Below are 22,145 nucleotides of genomic sequence, written 5' to 3'. Positions count from 1 at the left end.
GAGAACCGTCTGACTTATATGAATCATAAAAAAAACGATCGTTGTCATTTTCTTATCAGAAATGAACGATCGTTTTTTACTGAGCTTGAAATTACGCTTTCTTTTCTAATTCCGCAATCTGATCAATCCGGCGCTGATGCCGCTCTTCGTTGGAAAACGGCGTCGTCAGCCAAACCTCGGCAATCTGTTCGATCAGCTCCTGGCTGATAATCCGTCCGCCCATTGCCAGCACATTGGAATCATTATGCTCGCGGGTCAGCTTCGCGGTTTCCAGATCATGCACATGCGCGCAGCGGATGCCCGGCACTTTATTCGCGACGATGCTGACGCCAATCCCTGTGCCGCACATGACGATGCCGCGGTCCGCTTTTCCCTCCGCAACCGCTTTCGCGCACGGATAAGCCACTTTCGGATAGTCGATGCTTTCCTCGCTGAAACATCCGAAATCTTCAACCTCGTAACCTTCCTGAATCAATTTTGCTTTCAGCGCTTCCTTATTCTTATAAGCGCCATGATCACAAGCCATTGCAATTTTCATCTTCACCGCTCCTTTTCTTATTTTTTTTGCCTGTTAAATCCTTAAATTGAAGCTTTCAGATCTTCCAGCTTAATTGGTCCCTGCCGTAAGATTTTCAGCTCATCGCCGGTCGTATCGCAGACCGTGCTGGCCGTACTCGCGCCGCTTTCGCCCAGAACGACCGCGTCAATCCGGCCATCCAGCTGCTTCAGCACTTCTTCCGACGTTGTACACGACGGTTGTCCGCTTAAATTGGCGCTCGGCACTAACAGGGGAACACCGACGCGATTGATGATTTCCAAAACAAACTCATCATCCGGCATCCGGATTCCAATCGTCGGGAATCCATTGGTCACCAATTCGTCAACTTCCGGTCTTTTCTTAAACACCAGCGTCAAGGCCCCAGGCATCCAGTGGTCGATCAATTTCTGCGACCGCGCGTCGGTAACGGCAACCCGTTCAATCTGGGCTTTCGACGAAACCATCATCGGAAACGGCTTGGTTTCCGGTCTTTGTTTCGCTTCCTTCATTTTCAGGATTGCTTCTTTCAGGTCATAACGAACGGCCAATCCGTAAACGGTATCGGTTGGGAAAGCCACGACGCCGCCGCGGTTTAAAATTTCTACAATTTGAGCGCTGTCCTTCTTAGTTAAACGCTGTGTTTCCATAATTTCACCTGATTTCTTTTTCCAGATTCATTATATCGGAATTTCATGATCTTACAACCCTGTTCCCATCGGAAACTCCTGAATTTTCTCAACTTTTTACCGATCCGGGGACAGAGCGGTTAAACGGAAATGGCTTTATAAGTCTATCCCTGAAACAGCGGGAGAATGAGTGAAATGTTCCTTTATCAAATCCAGATTGAGTAAATCATGATTTAGTAAAGGACTACTGTTTTTAATCCATAAACTATGAAAGATCGTTCCATTTTCTTCTTTATATCTATAAACAAATAACAGCCAATCGAAGCTCAATTAAAATTTGCTTAAAAAGCAGTAACGAAATTTCTTGTTGACCTCAATCTGAACGTTGAAAAACACCGCACGCTTAGCGATTGAAAACTGACCAGAATACAATCTTGATCACAGAATTTACTTTCCCCTCGCCTTCCTCAGTCAATTCATTCCTGACATCCCGCTGTCAAGGCATCTCTATTAAAAAGGAGGGCAGCTGTGGATTCTCTGTTGAAAACTTGAACAACATGGGGATCAAATTATGAATGGAGGTCACGATTGCTCACAACATTAAATAAGAATTAACCCGCTTCTGTTCTGCCCTTTCTTTTTAAATATCGGATTTGTCAATATTTCAGGATGTCTTTCTGTCCTGTGCCGCCGACTTTTTGATTATTCACGCAAACGATTATCAGAAATGAAAACAGAAAAAAGCACAGGAAGGGAGGCCCTGTGCTTTTCAACACGATTGCATCGAGCTGTCGTCAACTCCGGCTGCAATTAGGAAATAATTATTTTTGAAAATCTTCGATCAGCTGCTTATACCAGCCATAGCTTTTCTTCGGAATCCGCCGGCAGTTGTCCTCAAAGTCGACGCGCACCAGCCCATACCGTTTCTCATAGCCGTTCACCCAGCTGTACAAATCCATCGTCGACCAGGCATAATACCCCCGGACTGGACAACCTTCCTCCATTGCGCGGAACATAAAATCAATATAGCCCTGCATCATCTCAATCCGCTCATCGTCCTGCACGACGCCGTTTTCATCCGGCGTTTCATAACAGCCGTGACCGTTTTCCGTGATGTAGACATCAATGTCGCCATACCGTTCGCGAATTTCCCGCAAGGTGTTCAACATGCAGCGCGGATAAATTTCGCGCCCCCACAGATTACGCTTCGTCGAGGGATCGATCGTTGTTTCATACCAATCCTTAATCCGGATGCCTTCCTTCGCCGCCGATCCCGCACCGCGGTTATTGTGGAAAACTTCAGTTTCCCCTTCGCTATAGTCTGTAATATAGAATCGATTGTAGACATTCAGCCCCAGGAAATCGACTTTTCCTTCCGCCAAGGTCAATGCATCCTCAAACCGCACATAGGAAGTGTCGATCCCGTTTTCATTCAGCCATGGAAGCAATGTGCCCGGCAGCTCGCCCTTGATCGCACAGTCCAGAATCAGCTTGTTGTAAAACAGATCGGCGATCATCCGGATCCGCTGGGGATCCTTCGTCTGCGGCGCGACCTCGACGTTGCTGCTGTCATGCACAATCCCGATCCGCCCGTCCTGATGTAACTTCCGGTAAACCGCGACGGCTTTCGCGCTCGCCAGCGCTTCATGATAAAGCGTCTTAAAATAACGGTCAAAATCCAGCTTGTGGTTCGGCGGATAATTGCCTACGATATTGCTGCAATAAGCGTAATATTTCGGTTCGTTGATCGTCACCCACAGCTTGACCCGGTCGCCGAACGCCTTGAAACACACCTCGGCATATTCGGCAAACGCCTCGACGATTTCCCGGTTCGCCCAGCCGCCCTGCGCAGCCAGCGCCTGCGGCAGATCGTAGTGGAACAACGTCACATTGGGAACCACGCCGTTTTCCAGGCAGCAGTCGATCACCCGGTTGTAAAACGCAATCCCTTCCTCATTGATCCGGCCCCGGCCTTCCGGCAGAATCCGGCACCACGACAGGGAAAAGCGGTAAGAGTTCTGTCCTCCGGCCTTTAACATTTGAATATCTTCCTGATAATGATGATAAAAGTCGCAGGACACATCGCCCGTCGCGCCGTTGATGTTGAGCGGGCTTTCATGGGAAAACACATCCCATTCGCCAACGCCCTTGCCGTCCAGATTCCACGCGCCCTCGCATTGATAAGACGCTGTCGCGCTGCCCCATAAAAATTCAGATTTCTGCATCGTTTCACCTCCTGTTTTTTCTTTTCCATTCAGCACAAGCTGGATTTAGCTATCGGTTCATGAATTGTTTTTCATGCCCACCGGCTTTCCGTTGGCTTATTACAGATCCTGATGCTCCTCGATGAACTGTTTATACCAGTAATAGCTTTTCTTCGGAATCCGCTTCAGCCCCTTCTCATAATCCACACGCACCAGACCATAGCGCTTCTTATAGCCATTGATCCAGCTGTAAAGATCCATCGTCGACCAGACATAATAGCCCATGACGTTCACGCCCTCGGCTTTGGCCTTCAGGATCTGTTCCAGAAAATCGTGAAGGAACTGGATCCGGTCATCATCTTCAACCCAGCCGTTTTCATCCGCAACGTCATAGGCTCCGTGACCGTTTTCCGTAATATAGATCGGAATATCGCCATATTTCTGCTTTCGCTTGATCAAGGTGTTGTAGATGCACTGCGGATAGATTTCCCGTCCCCATGGATTCAGCGGAACCCGCGGATCGGTATCGGACTCGAACCAGCCCTTAACGGTCTTGCCTTCCTTCGCCGCTTTGCCGGAACCGTCATTGTTCCCGGCGTTGTTAACGGTCGCACAGGTTTCTCCCGATACATACGGCTTGACCAGCAGCCGGCTGTACGCGTTCTGACCGAGGAAATCAATCGTGTTTTCCCGGATCAGCGCCTGATCTTCCGCTTTCATAAAGGACAGATCGATGCCGGAAGCTTTCACCTTGTCAATGAGCTTCTGCGGGATTTCGCCCTTGATCGCCGGATCCAGCACCCAGTCGTTGGTAAACAGATCACCGTTTTCGACTGCCTCGCGATGCGCCGGCGTATCCAGCACGGATTCAGCGCTGCAGGAAGCGTGCACCAGCCCTATTTTGGCGTTCAGCTTCAGCTTGCGGAATTCGCGGATCGCCTTGGCGTTGCACAGAATCATGTTGTAGGCACACTCGCAGAAATGCTGCATATTGACCTGTTCGTTCGGCGGATAATTGCCGACCATGTAACAGCACGAAGCGTTGTGCGTCGGTTCATTAATCGTGACATACAGCGGAATCCGGTCGCCGAAATGACGGAACACCGCCGCAGCGTAATAGACAAATTCATCGGAAATGCCCGGCCAGCACCAGCCCCCCTGATCGCCGACATAATCCGGCAGGTCATAATGGACTAAGGTCACATTCGGTACAATCCCGTATTTTTCACATTCCGTCAGAACCTTGTCATAGAATTCAAAGCCTTTTTCGTTGATCACACGGTCCGCCTTCGGCACGATCCGCGACCAGCTGATGGAAAAACGGTATGTGTTCTGACCGCCTTCAGCCATCATCCGGATATCTTCCTGATAATGATGATAGAAGTCGCAGGATACATCGCCGGTAATCCCGGTCGTGTTCTTCTCGCTGTGGCAGAATTGATCCCAGATGCTCGGGCCTTTGCCTTCCGCATCCCAGGCGCCTTCGCATTGATAAGCGGCAGTCGCGCTGCCCCATAAAAATTTTTCCTTCATTTCCTATCCTCCGTTCTCTGATTTTTAATCTATTCGAATTCGCTGCTGGACTTTTCCGTCAGTTCCAGATCCTGCCCGCTGCTGGCAATGACTTTTTGAAACCAGGCATAGCTCAGCTTGGGAATCCGCCGGCAGTCTTTGGGATCGTCATCCTCCCGGTCGACGTAGATCAGACCGTATCGTTTCTGATAGCCGTTCTGCGTACTGGCCAGATCAAACGCGCTCCAGGTGCAGTATCCGATCAGCGGTACGCCGTGCGCCAGCGCCAGCCGCGCCTGCTCGATCTGTTTCCGCAGATACGCAATTCGCCGGTCATCCCGGATCTCGCCCCGGGTATCCGGGGTTTCCTTCAATCCCAGGCCGCGTTCGATGATGAACAGCGGAAGCTCTGTACGCTGAGCCACGTCTTCCAGAATCAGACGGGTTCCCGCCGGATCGACTTCCCAGTCGAAACCGCTCGTTCCCAGCTTTGGATTTTTAACAATTTCAAAGATTCCGGGCAGATTGAAGCCATATTTCATCCCGGTCGGATCCGCAAAGCTTGTGGCCGCGCCTTTTTTGACGGTGACCGAGGTATAGCTGCTGAACGAAACCATCGTCGCCAACCCGCTTTTTAAAGTTTCCGCATCCCCAGGCTCCAGCTTCGGCATCGCGCCCAGCCGGGTTAACAGCGCCGCGGCCGGGGCGGAATAGCGGCCGCTCACAGCCAGATCGAGATCCAGCCAGTTCCGGATCAATTCCATGTTCATTGCGGCTTCCACATCCTCGGGGGCCGGCGTCAGCGGGTAAACCTTCACCAGGTTCAGCGCCGGACCGATCCAGCCCGGATATCCGCGTTGATGAAACCGCCGGAAGACGCGGGCCTGCGCCAGCGTCCGATGATGATTTTCCTGAAACGCCTGCGCCAGTGAACCAGAGGGCGAAAGCAGCCGGTCGATCGTCAACAGGTTTTGTTCGCAAATCGGCTGCCAGTACAGGACTTGCCCGGCGAAGTGATCGAACATCAGCCCGCAATAGTCCTCAAAGGCGTCGATCGTTTCCCGGCATGCCCAGCCGCCCTGCCTGGCCAGCGCCCAGGGCAGATCATCATGATAAAGCGTGACGATCGGTTCTATCTGATTTTCCTTCAACAGCTTGATCAAACGGGTATAAAACGCCAATCCCTGCGCGTTGACTTGACCGCGCCCCTGCGGCAGCACGCGGGACCACGAAATCGAAAAGCGATAAGCCTTTAATCCCATTGCTTTCAACAGTGCGACGTCTTCCTCCAGATGATGCAGATGATCGGAGGCGGTCCGCAGGATTTCCCCTTGACCCGGCCGGATATCCTGAACGGACGGGCCTTTGCCCTCATCCAGCGCGCCGCCTTCAAACTGCCAGGCGCTGGTGGAAGCGGACCACAGAAAATCCGCGGGGAATTGTCCGTTTGGGTTCATGGGCGGCATCCCGTTCTTCCCCCACACAGACCAGCAAGGGCAGTAAAGCTCCGGGATTGCCGGGCGATGAACCGCACCTGAACAGCGTTAAATTTCATCGATCGGAAACATCGGGCGCAGGATTTGTTTAAACGGAATAAGCCGGGTATCCTGCGGCGTCGCCCCGCCGGTCAGCGACATGACGCACAGCTTGCCCAGAGCCTTCAGCTCCGGATGGATGTAGCCTTGCTTGACGACGAAAATATCATAGTCTTCCACGTTAATGCCGCAGGCGGTCAGCTGACGGATTTCGACAAACGAATGATTGTTGTCGGTGACCGCGATATCAATCGGTGTCCCCGGCAGCCGCACGGTAACGATCGGTCCGTAATCGCCTTCCTCACCATACATCGCCGTTCCCGCCTGGCGGCCATGATGCAGCACAACGACATCGAGATCGACCGGTTCGCTGTATGCATCCAGTCCCATCCCCAAACGCAGCGAAACCTGTTCGTTCTCCGCACAGGCCATCAACCGGTGGCAAGCGGCTGGATCGTTGATCGCGGCGAACAGAATGCGCTTGGACAACGCCGGCAGAGTCAGCACCTGTCTTAAAATGAACGTGTTCGCGCCCATTGCGCCGGAGGTAACGTTATCGCCGGAATCCGTAATGAAGACCGGCTTGCCGTCAAAGGCCAGAGCCATCGCCAGCGCTTCGTCCGGGGCCGCGGTGGTGCCGGTGTAGTGGAATTCATGGCGTTTGTTCCAGACGAATTCCGCCAGCTGATCGGCGATCGTTTCGGCATATGCCTGATCGGCTTCTGTCTGAGGAATCACGACGATCCCGCAGCCGGCCTCCGGGCAGTCGTGACGCAGATAACCGACGTGCCACGAACAGCTTAAGATCCGCGGATCCTGTTCCAGCTGATCCATGAATTGGTTGATGGTGCGCACCGGTTCATCAAGCGAAACGCTCTGTTCCCCACCCAGAATCAACGGCAGCTTGCGGTACACCGGCCGGGCGTTCTTCGGATGTTCAATCTGCTCGATCAGCGTGCGGGCGGTGCGCTGCACCGTCGCCGAGATATCGGTGTGCGGCGCTTCCCGGTAAGAGCGGATAAACGTCGTGTTTTCCACATAGTCCCGCGTCAGATTGCCGTGCGGGTCGCAGGCGATCGCGAGCGGCAGATACGGCCCGGTCAGCTTGCGGATTTCCCGCACTAAATGCTGCTCGCCGCTGCCGATTTCCTCCACGAAGCTCGCGCCGTGCAGATGCAGATAGATCCCATCCAGCTCTGGCAAATGTTCACGGACGGTATTGAGAATCCGCTGTTCGAGATAATTGAAACAACCCTTGCGCATCACGCCGCTGCAGCCGGCGTCGGCGCAGAGAACCGGGATCAGTTCGATGTCCGGACGGTCAAAGACATCACCCAGCTGCATGTGCGACAGCGCCTCTTTGCCAAAGCTCAGGGCGGTGTTTTCCAGATCGCAGAACATCGGGACGTGTTCGTTAGCTTCCAGGGTAAATTTAGCCGCGATTATTTTCATGATCTTCACCTCACATTTCATCGATCGGAAACATCGGCCGCATAATTCGTTTAAACGGAATCGACGCGGTGTCCTGCGGCGTCGCGCCGCCGGTCAGCGACATCACGCACAGCTTGCCCGCAGCCTTGAGTTCCGGGAAGATATAGCCTTGCTTGACGACGATCACATCGTAGTCGTCCAACGCAATACCGGCATCGGTAAACTGGTGAATTTCCACCATCGCCTGACGATTGCTGGCAACCATGATCTCGACAGGCAGGCCCTTCACGCTGACCGTGACGCAGTAGCCGTAAGCCCGGTTATGATCGCGGTACATGAAGCCGCGCAGCTCGCCCTTTGACTTCACGACGACTTCCAGGGTCACCGGGGCGGAGTATTCGTCATAACCCACGCCCAGTTTCAAGCTTGTTTCCGTGCCGTCCGGCAGCTTTGCCAACGTTTCATAGGCGTCCGGATCGCAGATCGTCGCAAACAGGAAGCGTTTGTTCAGCTCCTTTACCGCTAAGACCTGACGCAGAACGAACGTGTTCCAGCCGGTTGCGCCGGAGGTGACGTTATCGCCGGAATCCGTGATGAACACTGGTTTTTCCGCGCAGTCCAGCGCCATTTTCAACGCTTCGTCCGGATGGGCGGTCAATCCCGTATAATGGAATTCATGGCGCTTGTTCCAGACAGTTTCTGCCAGCTGATCGGCGATGGTTTCCGCATAGGCCTGATCGGCGGTGTTCTGAGGCACGACGACAATCCCGCAGCCGGCCACGTCGCAGTCATGCCGGATGTAGCCGACATGCCAGGACACGCTGCGGATCCGCGGATCATGTTCCAGCTCGTCCATGTAGCGGTTGATTGAACGCACCGGTTCATCCGCCGATACGCTCTGTTCGCCCCCCAGGATCAGCGGCAGCTTGCGGTATACGGCGTGGATGTGCTGGCGGTCGTGAAGCAGGTCGCACAGCATCTGCGAAACGATGCGTTTGGATGCTTGGGCATCGGTATGCGGAGATTCGCGGTAGCTGCGCAGAATCGTACAGTTGTCCACATATTCCTGACACAGATTGCCGTGCGGATCGCAGACCACGGCGATCGGCAGATACGGGCCGGTTATTTCACGGATTGTTTTCAGGATGTGATGATCGCCGGAGCCGATCTCCTCGACTTCGCTGGCGCCGTGCAGAAACAGATAAATTCCGTCGATCTCCTGCAGGTGCGCCTGGACCGCGTCCGCGAAACAGCCTTCGATGTAATCAAACGCGTCTTTTGTGACGACGCCGTTGCCGCCGGCGTCGGCGTAGATCGCGCCGATCGTTTCAATGCCGGCCGCGGCGTAAATGTCTGCAACGTTCATCTTGCGCAGACAGTCCTCGCCAAAGGCCATGTCATAATGGTTGATCCGGGTTTTAGCCGGGACGTTGGCGTTGGATTCTGTGACGAAGGTTCCCATCAAAACTTTCATAGTGACTTCTCTCCTTATTTATGATTGGTTAATTGGATTTTTTCAATGACGCTTGTTTCTTCCATTTCGATCAAGGGCGTTCGGAAACGAACCGGCGCTGATCACCGGGCAATCGTTTCAAAGGATCGTTTGCGGGGATGCCGATGCACGATCTTCTTCGTTGGCCAGCTGATAAAGCATGTCCATCAGCACATTCGCGCCCGCCGCGCAGTCTTCGATCGGCGTATATTCTTCCTTGCGGTGTGAATAGCCGTTGACCGAACGGACGAAAATCATCGCGCACGGGCAGACATCCTTGAAATTCTGACTGTCATGGCCCGCGCCGCTCATCAGCCGGAAGGCCGGCAGATCCCGCTTTTCCACAATCGTTTCCAGCTGGTGCTTCAGCCGTTCATCGCAATCCATGCCATACAGAATATGCCGCAGTTCGCGCCGGACCTGAATGCCCTCGCTTTCCAGGCGGGCTTCCAACGTCTCGATCTCCCGCAGACAGGCTTCAATCTGAGCTTCATCCAGACTGCGGATATCCAGCGTGAAGGTGACGTGATCGCAGATGACGTTCGTGGAGCCGGGGAAGGTCTGAATGCAGCCGACTGTTGCGACGGTGTAGGGCTTCTGACGGGCCGATTCCGTGATTTGACGAATCCATTCGGTCATCGCCAGCACGGGATCCTGCCGGTCGTTCATCGGCGTCGCGCCCGCATGGCCGCTGCATCCGCTCAGCGTCACTTCATAGAAGCGCAGATACGGAATGCCTTCGACGATCCCAACCGGACACTGATTCTGTTCCAGAACCTTGCCTTGTTCGATATGCAGCTCCACGCTGGCATAAATCGGATCGATCTGACCCTGACGATACGCTTCCGGATGATATCCGCAGCGTTCCATCGTCTCCTTCAGCGTGATGCCCGCCGCGTCCTGAACCAGGAAATCTTCAGGCAGCGCCTTTCCGGTGACCGTCTTGCTTCCGATCATCCCGGAATTGAACCGGTTGCCTTCCTCATCGCGGTAGCCGATAATCCACAGCGGCCGTTTCAAGTCTATTTGATTTTCCTTAAACGTCTGCGCCGCTTCCACGCCCGCCAACAGTCCCAGACAGCCGTCGAAAATGCCGGCGTTGCGCACGGTGTCGAAGTGGGAGCCGCACAGCACCGGCGCTAACGGGCTGCCGCCGGGATTGTAGACGCCGATGACGTTGCCGACCGGATCCTCATGCACGTCCAGCCCGGCCGCCTTCATTTCGCTGATCAGCCAGTTCTTCGCCTGAGTGTCTGCGTCGGTAAAGGTCCAGCGTGTGACGCCGCCCTGCGGATCGACGCCGATCTGGCCTAACTGATGAAGCCGGTTCCATAACCGTTGGGCATTAATTTCCATCTTCTTGTTCTCCTTATATTTGATCGATCGGAAACATCGGGCGCTGAATCCGCTTGAACGGAATCATCGCGGTGTTCTGCGGCGTCGCTCCCGGGGTCAGCGCCATGACGCACAGTCTGCCCTTCGCCTTGCACTCTGGGAAAATATAGCCCTGCTTCACGACGATCACATCGTAATCGTCCCAGTTCACGCCGGCGTTTTCAAACTGATGCTGCTCGCACAGCACCTGCCGGGTGCTGCTGACAATCACGTCGATGTTCTCATCCTGCAGCGATACAACGACACATTCGCCGAACACCGCGTTGACGTCATGCAGCGCATAGCCCATCAGCTTGCCTTTGGCTTTGACCGTTCCCCGCAGCGCCACGCTTTCTGAGCAGGCGTCATGATTGACGCCCAGCGTAAACTCCGCGGCGGATCCCACCGCCAGGGCGTTAAGCTTCCCAAATGCTCCGGGATCGCAGATTGCCGCAAACAGAAATGATTTTGTCCGCGTCTTCCGCGCCAATACACGGCGTAATACCAACGTGTTCCAACCGGTCGCCCCGGAGGTGACATTATCCCCGGAATCGCTGATAAACACCGGTTTGCCTTCAAAATTGACAGCCATGTCCAGCGCTTCCTCCAAACCGGCAGTCAGACCGGTGTAGTGGAATTCATGGCGTTTTTGCCAGACGTATTCCGCCAGCTGATCCGCAATCGTTTCCGCATAAGCGCTGTCGCTTTCCGTGGCCGGCACCACGACGATGCCGCAGCCGGCGACGTCGGTATCGTGACGGATATAACCGACATGCCAGGAACAGCTTAAAATCCGCGGATCCTGTTCCAGCTCATCCATATACTGATTGATTGAGCGCACCGGTTCATCCGTCGACACGCTCTGTTCCCCGCCTAAGATCAACGGCAGCTTGCGGTAAAGGGCATGGATATTCTGCCGTTTTTTTAACAGATCGCACAACATCTGCGCGACTCGGCGTTTCGTCGCGTCGGCGTCGGTGTGCGGTGATTCACGGTAGCTGCGCAGAATCGTGCATTGTTCCACATAGTCCCGGCACAGGTTGCCGTGCGGGTCAGCGGTGACAGCTATCGACAGATACGGCCCGGTCAGCTCCCGGATTTTTTTCAGCAGCCGATGTTCGCCAGACCCCATCCCTTCCACCTCACTGGCGCCGTGCAGAAACAAATAGATTCCGTCCAGTTCGTGAAGATGCGTTTTTAACGTCTGAAGCATCTGGGATTCAATATAATCGTAAGCTGACCGCTCGATCACACCGGTCGATCCGCCGTCGGCATACAGCGCCGGAATGAGCGTGATCTGCGCTTGTTCAAAGACAGACCGGATCTTCATTTTATCAATACAGGCTTCGCCCCGGGCCAGATCGAAATTTTCCAGCCGGGCCCGCGTTGGAATCTGATCGTTGCATTCGGCATACAACGTGCCGATCATAACTTTCATCCTTTTTCCCTCCTTAAATCTCATCAATCGGAAATATCGGGCGTTGAATCTGCTTGAAGGGAATCGAGGCGGTGTCCTGCGGCGTCGCGCCGTCGGTCAGCGACATCACGCACAGTTTCCCTTTCGCCTTTAATTCCGGGAAGATATAGCCCTGCTTCACGACGATCACGTCGTAATCATCCCAATCCACGCCCGCAGCCTCGTATTGGTGCTGTTCGCACAGCGTGTTATTTTTGGAAGCGATCAAGACGTCGATCGGTTTCGTTTCCAGCCGGACGGTGACGGTTTGTCCCCAAACCCGCTGACGCCCGCTCCACAGATTGCCCATTAACGGTCCCTTCGCGATGATCGTGCCTTTCAAGGCGACGCTTTCCGAATGGACGTCGGCGTTCATGCCCAAGTTAAAGACCGCGCGTTCACCGACCGCATGATCCTGCAGCTGGTTAACGGCATTGGGATCGCAAATCGACGCGAACAGGACGCGTTTCTGTAAATGACCGACGGCGAGAAACTGCCGCAGCACACGGGTATTCCAGCCGCTGGCGCCCGAGGTCACATTATCTCCGGAATCGGTCAGAAACACCGGCTTGCCATCAAATTCCAGCGCCATCCGCAAGGCTTCCTGCGGCTTTGCCGTCAATCCGGTATAGTGGAATTCATGCCGCCGCTGCCAGACATACTCCGCCAGCTGATCGGCGATCGTCTCTGCATACGCCTGATCCTTTCCGCTGGCCGGAACAACGACGATGCCGCATCCCGCCTCCGGACAATCGTGACGCAGATAGCCGACATGCCAGGAACAGCTCAGAATCCGCAGATCCTGTTCCAGCTCATCCAGATACCGATTGATCGAACGCACCGGCTCATCCGCCGACACGCTCTGTTCCCCACCGAGAATTAACGGCAGCTTGCGGTAAACCGCATGGATATTCTGACGTTTTTTCAACAGATCGCAAAGCAGCTGAGCCACCTTCCGTTTCGTTTCATCCGCATCGGTATGCGGACTTTCCCGATAACTGCGCAGAATCGTACAGGCTTCGACATATTCCTGCGTGAGATTCCCATGCGGATCGCACACCACGGCAATCGGCAGATACGGCCCGGTCAATTCCCGGATTTTCTTCAGAATGTGATGATCGCCGGAGCCTAACCCCTCCACGGTACTGGCGCCGTGCAGATGCAGGTAAATCCCATCCAGCTCGTGCAGATGCTCCCGCACCGCCGTTAAGAAATTATTTTCAATATACTCAAACGCCTTTCTTTCGATCACACCGGCCCCGGCCGCATTGGCATACAGCGCGGGAATCATCTCAATCCCGGCCTGGCTGAAAACGTCGCTGACTTTGTTTTTTCGCAGGCAGTCTTCCCCCCATGCCAGATCATAATCCGCCAGCGTCGCTTTCTGCCGGATATTCGCGTTGGACTCGGTGGTAAAGAAACCGATTAAAACCTTCATGAACTCTGTCCTCTAAATCTCGTCGATCGGGAACATCGGCCGCTGAATCCGCTTGAACGGAATTGAGGCGGTATCCTGCGGCGTCGCACCGCCGGTCAGCGACATGATGCACAGCTGGCCCTTCGCTTTGAGATCCGGGAAGATATAGCCCTGCTTGACGACGATTACGTCGTAATCATCCCAATTTATCCCCAGCGCATCAAACTGATGTTTCTCACACATCGTCTGGCGCGTGGACGCCACGCTGATCTCGATCGGCAGACCCTTAACGGACACGACGACGGCGTCCCCGTAATGCGCATCGTGATCATGCATCAGATATCCGCGCAGACTGCCCTTGCTTCGCACGATCACATCGAGCGTAACCGGTGCGGAATTCGCGTCGGCGCCAACCCCCAGCGTGATCTGAGTTTCTGTCCCAGACGGCAGCGAATCGAGAAGCTGCCAGGTATCCGGATCACAGATATTGGAAAACAGGAAACGCTTGGTCAGCTGCGGAACGGCCAGCACCTGACGTAAAATAAACGTATTCCAGCCGGTCGCGCCGGAGGTGACGTTATCCCCGGAATCGGTGATAAATACCGGTTTCCCTTCAAAGGCCAGCGCCATTTCCAGCGCTTTTTCCGGTTTCGCGGTCAGGCCGGTGTAGTGAAATTCATGCCGGCGGTCCCAGACATAGGCAGCCAGCTGATCCGCAACCGTTTCCGCGTAGGCGCTGTCTTTTTCCGTGGCGGGGACGACGACGATGCCGCACCCGGCGACGTCGCTGTCGTGACGGATATAGCCGACATGCCAGGAACAGCTCAAGATCCGCGGATCTTGTTCCAGCTCATTCATAAACTGATTGATCGAGCGAACCGGCTCATCCGTCGACACGCTCTGTTCCCCGCCGAGGATTAACGGCAGCTTGCGGTAAATCGCATGAATGTTCTGACGGTGCTTCAACAGATCGCATAACATCTGCGCGACCTGACGTTTGGTTTCATCCGCGTCGGTGTGCGGAGATTCGCGGTAGCTGCGCAGAATCGTGCAGTTGTCCACATATTCCTGGCACAGGTTGCCATGCGGATCGCAGGCTACGGCGATCGGCAGATACGGGCCGGTCAGCTTGCGGATCGCGGCCAGGATGTGATGATCCCCGGAGCCCAGCCCCTCCACCTCACTGGCGCCGTGCAGATGCAGATAGATGCCGTCGATCTCATGGAGATGTTCTTTGACCGTGCGGACAAACAGCGATTCGATGTAATCGAAGGTTTCGCGCGTGATCACCCCGGACGCCCCGGCGCTGGCATACACGGACGGAATCACGTCGATCCCGGCGGCCTGGAATACCTCGCCGACCCGCAGCTTGCGGACACAGTCGTCGCCGAAGCCGAGATCGTAGCTGCCGATCTCGTTTTTCCCCGGCACATTGGCGTTGGATTCGGTTGTAAATAAGCCTACCATAACTTTCATCTTGATTTCCTCCTTGGCACACATTGATTTGAACTTACTGGCTTTAAATCTGATCGATCGGGTACATCGGCCGCATGATCCGCTTGAAGGGAATCGAAGCGGTGTCCTGCGGGGTAGCACCGTCGGTCAGCGACATGACGTAGAATTGGGCCTGCGCTTTAAAATCCGGGAAGATATAGCCTTGCTTCACGACCGTGACGTCGTAATCCGTCCATTCGATGCCGAGGTGGCGCAGCTGCGGATTGACGATGATCGGCTGGCTTGTGTTTGAGATAAGGATGTCAATCGGCCGGTCTTTGACGCTTACCAGCGTGCAGCTGCCGAAGACTTTGATCAGTTCCTCGCCGACAAAACGCGCGATTTCACCATGACTTTTCACGACGACGTCCAGCGGGACGCTTTCTGAAAGCGCGTCGTAGCCCACGCCCAGATCAATCCGGACTGTTTCGCCCGGCTGACAGGTTTTCAGCTGGTCCGCGGTCTTCGGATCGCAGATCGGCGCGAACAGGAAGCTTTTTTTCAGTGCTTCCACCGCTAACACCTGACGCAGCACAAACGTGTTCCAGCCGGTTGCGCCGGAGGTCGTATTATCTCCGGAATCGGTGATCACCGCCGGGCTGCCCTCAAACGCCAGCGTCATCGCCAGTGCTTCCTCGGGCTTTGCGGTCAGGCCGGTGTAATGGAATTCATGGCGGCGGTCCCAGACATACGCCGCCAACTGATCGGCGATCGTTTCCGCGTAGGCCTGATCCTCAGTCCGGGCCGGCACCACGACGATGCCGCAGCCGGCGACATCGCAGTCATGGCGGATATAGCCGACGTGCCAGGAACAGCTCTGAATCCGCGGATCCTGTTCCAGTTCATCCATATACCGGTTGATTGAGCGCACCGGTTCGTCTGCGGAAACGCTTTGTTCCCCACCCAGAATTAACGGAAGCTTGCGGTACACGGCATGGATTGCCTGGCGGTGCTTCAGCAGCTCGCATAACAAGCTCGTCACCTTTTCATAGGTTTCTTCCTTATCCGTATGCGGTGACTGCCGATAGCTGCGCAGAATCTGAATCGATTCGACATAGTCCTGTTTCAGATTGCCATGCGGATCACAGGCCACCGCGATCGGAACATAAGGGCCGACCAGCTTGCGGACTTCCTGAAGAATGTGATGATCGCCGGATCCGCCTTCCAGCTCCGCGACCTCGCTCGCGCCATGAAGCATGAAATAAATTCCGTCGATCTCATGGAGATGTTCCCGCACTGCCTTCAGAAAGCAGCTTTCAATATAAGCGAACGCGCGTTGACTGACGACGCCCGCCGCTCCGGCATTGGCGTAAATCGAAGGAATCAGCTCGATCCCGTGCTTCTCAAAAACCGGACGGATCTGCATCTTCTGGATACATTCTTCGCCGAAGGCGATGTCATAATCCGTGATTTCACACTGATGGGGAATGTTGGCGTTGGATTCCGTAACAAACTGGCCGATCAAGACTTTCATAAGGAATTCCTCTCTTTCCATGTCCTGCAAGCTGAACTGTAATTTTATGGACAACCACCCTGAAAAGCAAAAAAACCAATCTGCAGAACAAAAGCCCTGCAAATTGGTTTTGCTTGTTTTATAAAACAATAACAATCCAACTTCGTTTTTATTGTAAGCGATTTCGTCAGAGGTGTCAATCTTATTTCGGACCGGATTCGACGGGATTTTCCTTTCTTTTCAGCAAGGAAAAAAGGAAGGGGATTAGCGTCCTTCTTCCCCCGGAAATACCGATTGCGAGGGCGCGTCGGCTGGACAATAGCGGTCAAGCCAACGCTGGATTTCCGCGAGGCGGCGCAGACGGTGCAGCGGCTTGCCGCTGCGGCTCAGCTCATGATGTTCGCCCTTGAAGCACACCATCCGGGTCGGTACGCCGCGATCGCTTAAAGCGGTAAACATCTGTAAGCCCTCGCTGATCGAGCAGCGATGATCGTCTTCCGAATGCAGAAACAGCGTCGGCGTCTTGACCTGTCCGGCATAGCGCAGCGGCGAATGGCGCCACAGCCTGGCCTGATCCTGTTCATTCAGCGGATCCGCGCTCAGCTGATCGCGCACGAAATAATAGCCGAAGTCGCTGAGACCGTAGATCGTCATAAAATTGGCGATGGAGCGCTGACTGATTGCGCAGGCAAAGCGATGTGTATGGCCGATCATCCAGTTGACCATAAACCCGCCGTAGCTGCCCCCGCTCACCGCGATTCGTTTTGGATCGATCGCCGGATAGGCCTGAATGGCTTCATCGAGAAAATCCATCAAATTTTGATAATCCTCGCAGCCATACCGTCCGCGGATATCCGCAAACGCGTCCCCACGGCCAACGGAGCCGACCGGATTGCAGAAAAGAACGAAATATCCCTTGCCTGCCAGCATCTGCATCTCGTGGTGGAAAACTTCACCATAAGCGGTATTCGGTCCGCCGTGGATTTCCAATACCGCCGGGTATCGTTGGCTTGGATCATAATGCCATGGCGTCAGAACCCAGCCGTCGATCTGCCTTCCGCCAGAATGAAATGACAGATACCGCGGCTGGATGACATCGCGATCCGCCAGTGCCTCCGCGTTCCAGTCCGTCAGCGAAGTCAGCTTGCCCTGCGGCAGTTGTGCCTGTTCGATTTCCTGAAGCCGATTGGCTAACTGTCCGATAAACCGCACGGTTTGTCCCGTCACGTCAAAATCGTCAATAGAACCGTTGAAATCCAGCACGCGTCTGAGATTTCCTTTCAGATCAAGCTGGAATAAAGGCGTCGTCCAGTCTTGAGTCATCGTAAAGTATAGCGAAGTCCCGTCCGTTTTTACCGCGCTGCCGCTGCTTAACCGGCAGTCGGAACCAATCGAACTGCCCAGCGGATCATCCAGCTTTGCCAACAGCGTCACAGCGCTGGTATCCGGGTTCAGTGTGTAGAAGTTCAGCGATTCATTCTTGCCATATCGCAGTCCATCGGTCGCTGCGAACACGATCGTTCCGCTGACAAAACGCGGCTCTTTGATCCGCCGGTAAACCCCTTCTTCAATCAGCGTCGTCATACTTCCCGTTTGAGCGTCGAAGCAATACAAGCCTTCGCGTTGGGATGCCTTCCGTTCGTAGGTCATCCCGGTAAACAAAGCTTTCCCCAACTCAGGACAAGTGGAAACGCTGCCGCAGTTCATCCGCGGATCGGTCAGCGGGAATAATTCTGTGGTTAATGTGTCGTAAACAAACAACCGCATCCGTTTTCCCTGAATAACGCCGCGGCCATCCGCGCACCACGGCAATTCTTCCAGCACGGTATAATCGGCGTTTTCGTGCTGTGTTTTTTGCCAGGCCTCAGCCTGTTCCGGATCAAAAGCATAAGCATCGGCGGCTTCCAGCTGAATTTCCGCTTTGATCAGCAGCTGGGTTTTTGTTAATCGCTGCACATCCGCCGTCTTCAGCGGCAGCGCAAACGTTTCTTTCCATTCCTCCGTCGAACACAAGAATGTGGAAAACCGGGTTTGGGCAGAATTCGGCTGAGCTGGGACATCCGTGGATTTCACCCCGCTTAACAACAGTGTATCCGCATCGAGAAACAACAGGACGCCTGGCTTATCCAACTCGCAGACAGTCCGCCACTCTCCATTTTTATTCATTTTCAATGTATAGCGATAGCGATTTGCTTCCTTATCCATCCGCCCGACAACGCAGACAAATACCGGATGATCCGTATTGTGATTTCCGGTCAGTTTTGATAAAAAGCAGTAACGTTCAAGATCTTCCATTAAAACAGGTTCCATTCCGATCACGTTCCCTTCCTGCTTTTACTTTAACGTCTCTCAATATTGAAGAAAAGCCCCTGCAGTCAGATCGAATGAAATTCTCACCCTCATTCCCCTCCACTCTCTCAATTTGATTCAATTTTCTATGATGCTCAAGAAATAACAACAAAAAAGACTGTTTCCAGTCTTCAGCGTTTATGATCCGGCAACTGATTTCTCAGGCGCTTTCTTTCATGCATTTTTTTCCATGCTTTGATCAACGAAAATTCAATAAACGTCCGCATGGCTTCCGCATCTTCCTGTTCGTCATACGCTTGCAGCGCTTCATAATAAACATTCCGATCTTCGTCATCAAGGATCAGCGGAGGCAGATCCTTGATCTTTAAATAATAGTTTTAAAGCGTTCTTCCCGTTCTTCCGTTGCCATCACAGGACGATGGAAATAATCTAAAAACACAAAATCCTCACCGAATTATGCTTATTTGAGCATGTTGATTTCTGTTTCCAATTCCCGGACTCCAGCGATTACTGTCTCAAACTTAGGAACATCTCCGAAAAGCATATCTTTCATAGCCTCGTAGTCTGCCTTCAAAGCTGCAAAACGATACTCCGCTGGTATAAGCTTTAACGTCCCTGGCACAGCTTCCGGATACTTTGCCCAAGCCCGCGGATAAAACTTCATTTTGAAGTTCACAACCTTCTTCAGAAGATCAAGCTGCGAAAAGGCAGATTCCTTTACTGGGGAATCAGCCATTCGATATACGTCATAATAATGTCGGGAATAGCGCTGGGGCATTTCCAAATGTTCCGGCCTGTTCGCCTCATGATGTAAGATTGTAGCCTTTTCCCAAAATGTCCGTTCTGGAGCCACAGTCAAAATGGAGGTGCTTTTCTGGCGAAAAATATCCGGATAATACTTCGCGGCATAGGGTGTTATCTCGGCTGTCATCGCTGGCGTCCATGCCGCCAAGGCTCCAATTTCCAAACGAATCACCTGCAGGATTCCGGTATTGGTAAACAGTTTCGGATAAGAAAAAATGACTGTCTGCTTTTCTTTTTCGTCCATTTTAATGTTTACTTCACAGCCAAGCTCTTGTGATAAATCCTTCCTGATTGCCAGGCAGAAAATTTCATTTAAAAAAATCTCTGCCCTGATGTTGGCCTCTTTGTTAAATGCATCCTGCTTTGTGTTTGAACGCTGTTCCCAAGGCTCGTCTTTGCCATATCCTAATATCCGCCAGTCCAGGATCAGATCAATATCTTCCGAAAACCGGTTGATCAGGTTGAAGGCTTTTGAAAGGCTGGTCCCCCCCTTAAATGTTATAAAATCCATCCAAGGAGACCGATGAAATAAATAATCGAGTGTAAAGCAAACCCAGAAGTCCTTTTCTACAACGGTATCATTCAACCCCATTTTATGAGCTGTGTTTCTGAAGAGTATCCTTTTATCATTGTCCGAAAATCTAGCAACATTGATCACTTTTTCAATCCCTCTCCGCAATCTTCCGAATTGTATTATAAACCCAATCCGTGGACTCTGCCGCCTCTGTTAACATAACCGCTTTGTCCTCTTTACTCAACCGAAAACGAAGTATCTGGATCGTTTTCTCTGTAACGTTTGCTTTCCCCAATGTTTTCAATGCCTGAATTACAAGGATCGTCATATAGGAAAGTCCCGTAATCTCTTTGTTTGTTCGATGCTTAAATTCCAGCTTTGTGCAATCCCATTCATAGGTCTTATAAGGACCATCGCTGATATAGGACCAAACCACTGTTACCTGTGTAGAAAGTCCCAACAAATTCAGAGCTGTATTCCCGCACGGGGCAATGCTCCAGTGATAATTCCGAGCCAGCGCTTTGGCCACGACTTCCGGATCTGCCGCTACATATTCCTTCAGCATTTCGCTGTATTCTGGCTTTTCATAAACTCCCTTTAGAATTCGTCGGATTAAGCCTGCCTGTGTCAAACGATTTAAATTTCGTCTTACCGTTTCTGTATCTGCAATATCGGCAAAATCTGCGCCGATGAAAACAGTTCCTTCGGCAGCATTCCGAATCCTTTCTTGAATCTTTCTGGAATAACTATTTGCCAAGTTAATTCCTCCTTTTGTCCCGAATAATATACAATATTCAGGACATGATTTCAATAGTATCTTTAATTTATATTCATAGTATGGTTTAACTTGGATTAATCATATTCATGAAATAAGACATCACCTGGTAAAAAAGTAAAATATCTTCGCTATTTATTATTTGATCTTATAATCAACGCAGCTTGCTGGTCTTATCTTGCTTTCTGCTCAGGTTTCTTTGTTCCCTATCCTTAAATAATGCACTTTCCTAATAGAAAGAAAAGCAGAACACTTTTCGTGATTCCGTCTCTTTTTAAAGTCTTCATAATCTGCTGAGCGGTTTTTAAGCAGGAAAGATAGATTCCTACCCCCGGCCGCTCTCGCGCGCCAGCGCTTCCGCCACCGACGTCACGACCCACCGCGCTTTTTGCCTGACCTCCGGCTCCGCCTGCGCCATGCAGTAGCTCGTTTCCACAACATCAAACATCCCGACGTCATTTTCCGAATCGCCGATCACAATCACCTCGCGCAGCGGTACACCCATCCGCTCCGCAAGAATGCCCAGCGCGGCCGCTTTGGAACAATCCGGCCGGACCAGATCCAGATTATCAAAATCCGAGCTGACGATCTCCACGGTTCCCGCCAGCTTTTCCCGCAAGGCCCGTTTAACGCCGTCGCGCTGATCCGGACGGATAATGATCCCCAGATTCAGAATCTCCGCGTTCGGATCCACGGTCGTTTCTGCCAGCGTCACCGAATCCAGCAGGGAACGGCGCAGCCGGTGCGGATGTCCATACGGATAATGCCGGCAGTCGCTGCTGATCCATTGCCCCTGACAATTCATTTTCACCGTCGCGTCAACATGATGCCGCGCCAGCCAGCCGGCTACGTCCAGAAAAACCGCCGCCTTCAGGGTGCGCGTCATCCGTGTTCCATCACTGAAAATCAACTCGGCCCCATTGCCGCCCAGAAAATCGACCGCAAAGCCCAGATCCGCCGACACTTTCGGATAGGCCTGATGAATCCGTGCAGTCGCTACCGCAAACACATTGCCCGCCGCCCGCCAGCGCTGGATCGCCGCCCGGTTTTCCGCGCCGCTGTCGGTGACGTTGGGCGGATACAATGTCCCATCCAGATCCGATACAAACAGTTTCATGGTTTTTCCCTTTTCCTCCCTTGAACAGACATCCCTTCTCTTGCCTCAACGAGCGTTGATCCTGATTAAACCGATAATTCCACTTTTCCTTTT

16 protein-coding genes are annotated in these 22,145 nt (G+C 53.1%); all 16 read right to left on the bottom strand.

Annotation, left to right across the window (positions count from 1 at the left end):
* Positions 1 to 91: 91 nt before the first annotated feature.
* The 16 genes from rpiB to AC5OW4_RS06500 all read right to left on the bottom strand — a co-directional run bounded on the left by rpiB (position 92) and on the right by AC5OW4_RS06500 (position 22,052).
* Positions 92 to 538, bottom strand: a complete 447-nt coding sequence (gene rpiB / locus AC5OW4_RS06575) for a ribose 5-phosphate isomerase B (RefSeq protein ID WP_072683263.1) — start codon at positions 536 to 538, stop codon at positions 92 to 94.
* 41 nt (positions 539 to 579) lie between these two features.
* Positions 580 to 1,185, bottom strand: a complete 606-nt coding sequence (locus AC5OW4_RS06570; RefSeq protein WP_072683262.1) for an L-threonylcarbamoyladenylate synthase — start codon at positions 1,183 to 1,185, stop codon at positions 580 to 582.
* An 800-nt stretch (positions 1,186 to 1,985) separates the two neighbouring features.
* Entirely contained in the window at positions 1,986 to 3,389 is a 1,404-nt protein-coding gene (locus tag AC5OW4_RS06565; RefSeq protein WP_295770778.1) for a glycoside hydrolase family 1 protein, read from the bottom strand.
* Positions 3,390 to 3,488: 99 nt separating this feature from the next.
* Positions 3,489 to 4,901: a glycoside hydrolase family 1 protein gene (locus AC5OW4_RS06560; protein WP_493676794.1), complete on the bottom strand. Its 1,413-nt coding sequence runs from the start codon at positions 4,899 to 4,901 to the stop codon at positions 3,489 to 3,491.
* Positions 4,902 to 4,930: 29 nt separating this feature from the next.
* Positions 4,931 to 6,337 carry a glycoside hydrolase family 1 protein gene (locus tag AC5OW4_RS06555; RefSeq protein ID WP_493676793.1) on the bottom strand — a complete coding sequence of 469 codons (1,407 nt, stop codon included), beginning with the start codon at positions 6,335 to 6,337 and terminating at the stop codon, positions 4,931 to 4,933.
* 87 nt (positions 6,338 to 6,424) lie between these two features.
* The gene (locus AC5OW4_RS06550) at positions 6,425 to 7,867 is read right to left on the bottom strand and encodes a M81 family metallopeptidase (RefSeq protein ID WP_072683259.1); all 1,443 of its coding nucleotides are present in this window, start codon (positions 7,865 to 7,867) and stop codon (positions 6,425 to 6,427) included.
* Between the two features lie 10 nt (positions 7,868 to 7,877).
* The gene (locus tag AC5OW4_RS06545; protein ID WP_072683258.1) at positions 7,878 to 9,320 is read right to left on the bottom strand and encodes a M81 family metallopeptidase; all 1,443 of its coding nucleotides are present in this window, start codon (positions 9,318 to 9,320) and stop codon (positions 7,878 to 7,880) included.
* Between the two features lie 117 nt (positions 9,321 to 9,437).
* Positions 9,438 to 10,694, bottom strand: a complete 1,257-nt coding sequence (locus AC5OW4_RS06540; RefSeq protein WP_072683257.1) for a Zn-dependent hydrolase — start codon at positions 10,692 to 10,694, stop codon at positions 9,438 to 9,440.
* 13 nt (positions 10,695 to 10,707) lie between these two features.
* Positions 10,708 to 12,150 carry a M81 family metallopeptidase gene (locus AC5OW4_RS06535; protein WP_493676792.1) on the bottom strand — a complete coding sequence of 481 codons (1,443 nt, stop codon included), beginning with the start codon at positions 12,148 to 12,150 and terminating at the stop codon, positions 10,708 to 10,710.
* A gap of 13 nt (positions 12,151 to 12,163) precedes the next feature.
* Positions 12,164 to 13,606 (bottom strand): M81 family metallopeptidase, encoded by a 1,443-nt coding sequence (locus AC5OW4_RS06530; protein ID WP_493676791.1) that lies wholly within the window; start codon positions 13,604 to 13,606, stop codon positions 12,164 to 12,166.
* Positions 13,607 to 13,618: 12 nt separating this feature from the next.
* Positions 13,619 to 15,061: a M81 family metallopeptidase gene (locus AC5OW4_RS06525; protein WP_493676790.1), complete on the bottom strand. Its 1,443-nt coding sequence runs from the start codon at positions 15,059 to 15,061 to the stop codon at positions 13,619 to 13,621.
* 43 nt (positions 15,062 to 15,104) lie between these two features.
* Complete coding sequence (locus tag AC5OW4_RS06520) at positions 15,105 to 16,553, bottom strand: M81 family metallopeptidase (protein ID WP_493676789.1); 1,449 nt, start codon at positions 16,551 to 16,553, stop codon at positions 15,105 to 15,107.
* A 243-nt stretch (positions 16,554 to 16,796) separates the two neighbouring features.
* On the bottom strand, positions 16,797 to 18,842 hold the full coding sequence (locus AC5OW4_RS06515; protein ID WP_493676796.1) for a S9 family peptidase: 2,046 nt from the start codon (positions 18,840 to 18,842) through the stop codon (positions 16,797 to 16,799).
* A gap of 460 nt (positions 18,843 to 19,302) precedes the next feature.
* Positions 19,303 to 20,304: a nucleotidyl transferase AbiEii/AbiGii toxin family protein gene (locus AC5OW4_RS06510; protein WP_493676788.1), complete on the bottom strand. Its 1,002-nt coding sequence runs from the start codon at positions 20,302 to 20,304 to the stop codon at positions 19,303 to 19,305.
* 4 nt (positions 20,305 to 20,308) lie between these two features.
* Complete coding sequence (locus AC5OW4_RS06505) at positions 20,309 to 20,917, bottom strand: DUF6088 family protein (protein WP_493676787.1); 609 nt, start codon at positions 20,915 to 20,917, stop codon at positions 20,309 to 20,311.
* A gap of 343 nt (positions 20,918 to 21,260) precedes the next feature.
* Entirely contained in the window at positions 21,261 to 22,052 is a 792-nt protein-coding gene (locus tag AC5OW4_RS06500; protein ID WP_493676786.1) for an HAD hydrolase family protein, read from the bottom strand.
* Between the last annotated feature and the right edge of the window lie 93 nt (positions 22,053 to 22,145).

The organism is Holdemania sp., assembly GCF_986127675.1.
The sequence above is the reverse complement of the archived record's forward strand: the minus strand, read 5'-3'. Positions and strand labels throughout refer to the sequence as shown.

Coding starts and splice junctions, on each gene's coding strand:
- AC5OW4_RS06525 (WP_493676790.1), bottom strand. CDS start 15,061: ATGAAAGTTATGGTAGGCTTATTTACAACCGAATCCAACGCCAATGTG.
- AC5OW4_RS06570 (WP_072683262.1), bottom strand. CDS start 1,185: ATGGAAACACAGCGTTTAACTAAGAAGGACAGCGCTCAAATTGTAGAA.
- rpiB (WP_072683263.1), bottom strand. CDS start 538: ATGAAAATTGCAATGGCTTGTGATCATGGCGCTTATAAGAATAAGGAA.
- AC5OW4_RS06555 (WP_493676793.1), bottom strand. CDS start 6,337: ATGAACCCAAACGGACAATTCCCCGCGGATTTTCTGTGGTCCGCTTCC.
- AC5OW4_RS06535 (WP_493676792.1), bottom strand. CDS start 12,150: ATGAAAGTTATGATCGGCACGTTGTATGCCGAATGCAACGATCAGATT.
- AC5OW4_RS06540 (WP_072683257.1), bottom strand. CDS start 10,694: ATGGAAATTAATGCCCAACGGTTATGGAACCGGCTTCATCAGTTAGGC.
- AC5OW4_RS06550 (WP_072683259.1), bottom strand. CDS start 7,867: ATGAAAATAATCGCGGCTAAATTTACCCTGGAAGCTAACGAACACGTC.
- AC5OW4_RS06520 (WP_493676789.1), bottom strand. CDS start 16,553: ATGAAAGTCTTGATCGGCCAGTTTGTTACGGAATCCAACGCCAACATT.
- AC5OW4_RS06565 (WP_295770778.1), bottom strand. CDS start 3,389: ATGCAGAAATCTGAATTTTTATGGGGCAGCGCGACAGCGTCTTATCAA.
- AC5OW4_RS06515 (WP_493676796.1), bottom strand. CDS start 18,842: ATGGAACCTGTTTTAATGGAAGATCTTGAACGTTACTGCTTTTTATCA.
- AC5OW4_RS06500 (WP_493676786.1), bottom strand. CDS start 22,052: ATGAAACTGTTTGTATCGGATCTGGATGGGACATTGTATCCGCCCAAC.
- AC5OW4_RS06530 (WP_493676791.1), bottom strand. CDS start 13,606: ATGAAGGTTTTAATCGGTTTCTTTACCACCGAGTCCAACGCGAATATC.
- AC5OW4_RS06545 (WP_072683258.1), bottom strand. CDS start 9,320: ATGAAAGTTTTGATGGGAACCTTCGTCACAGAATCCAACGCCAACGTC.
- AC5OW4_RS06560 (WP_493676794.1), bottom strand. CDS start 4,901: ATGAAGGAAAAATTTTTATGGGGCAGCGCGACTGCCGCTTATCAATGC.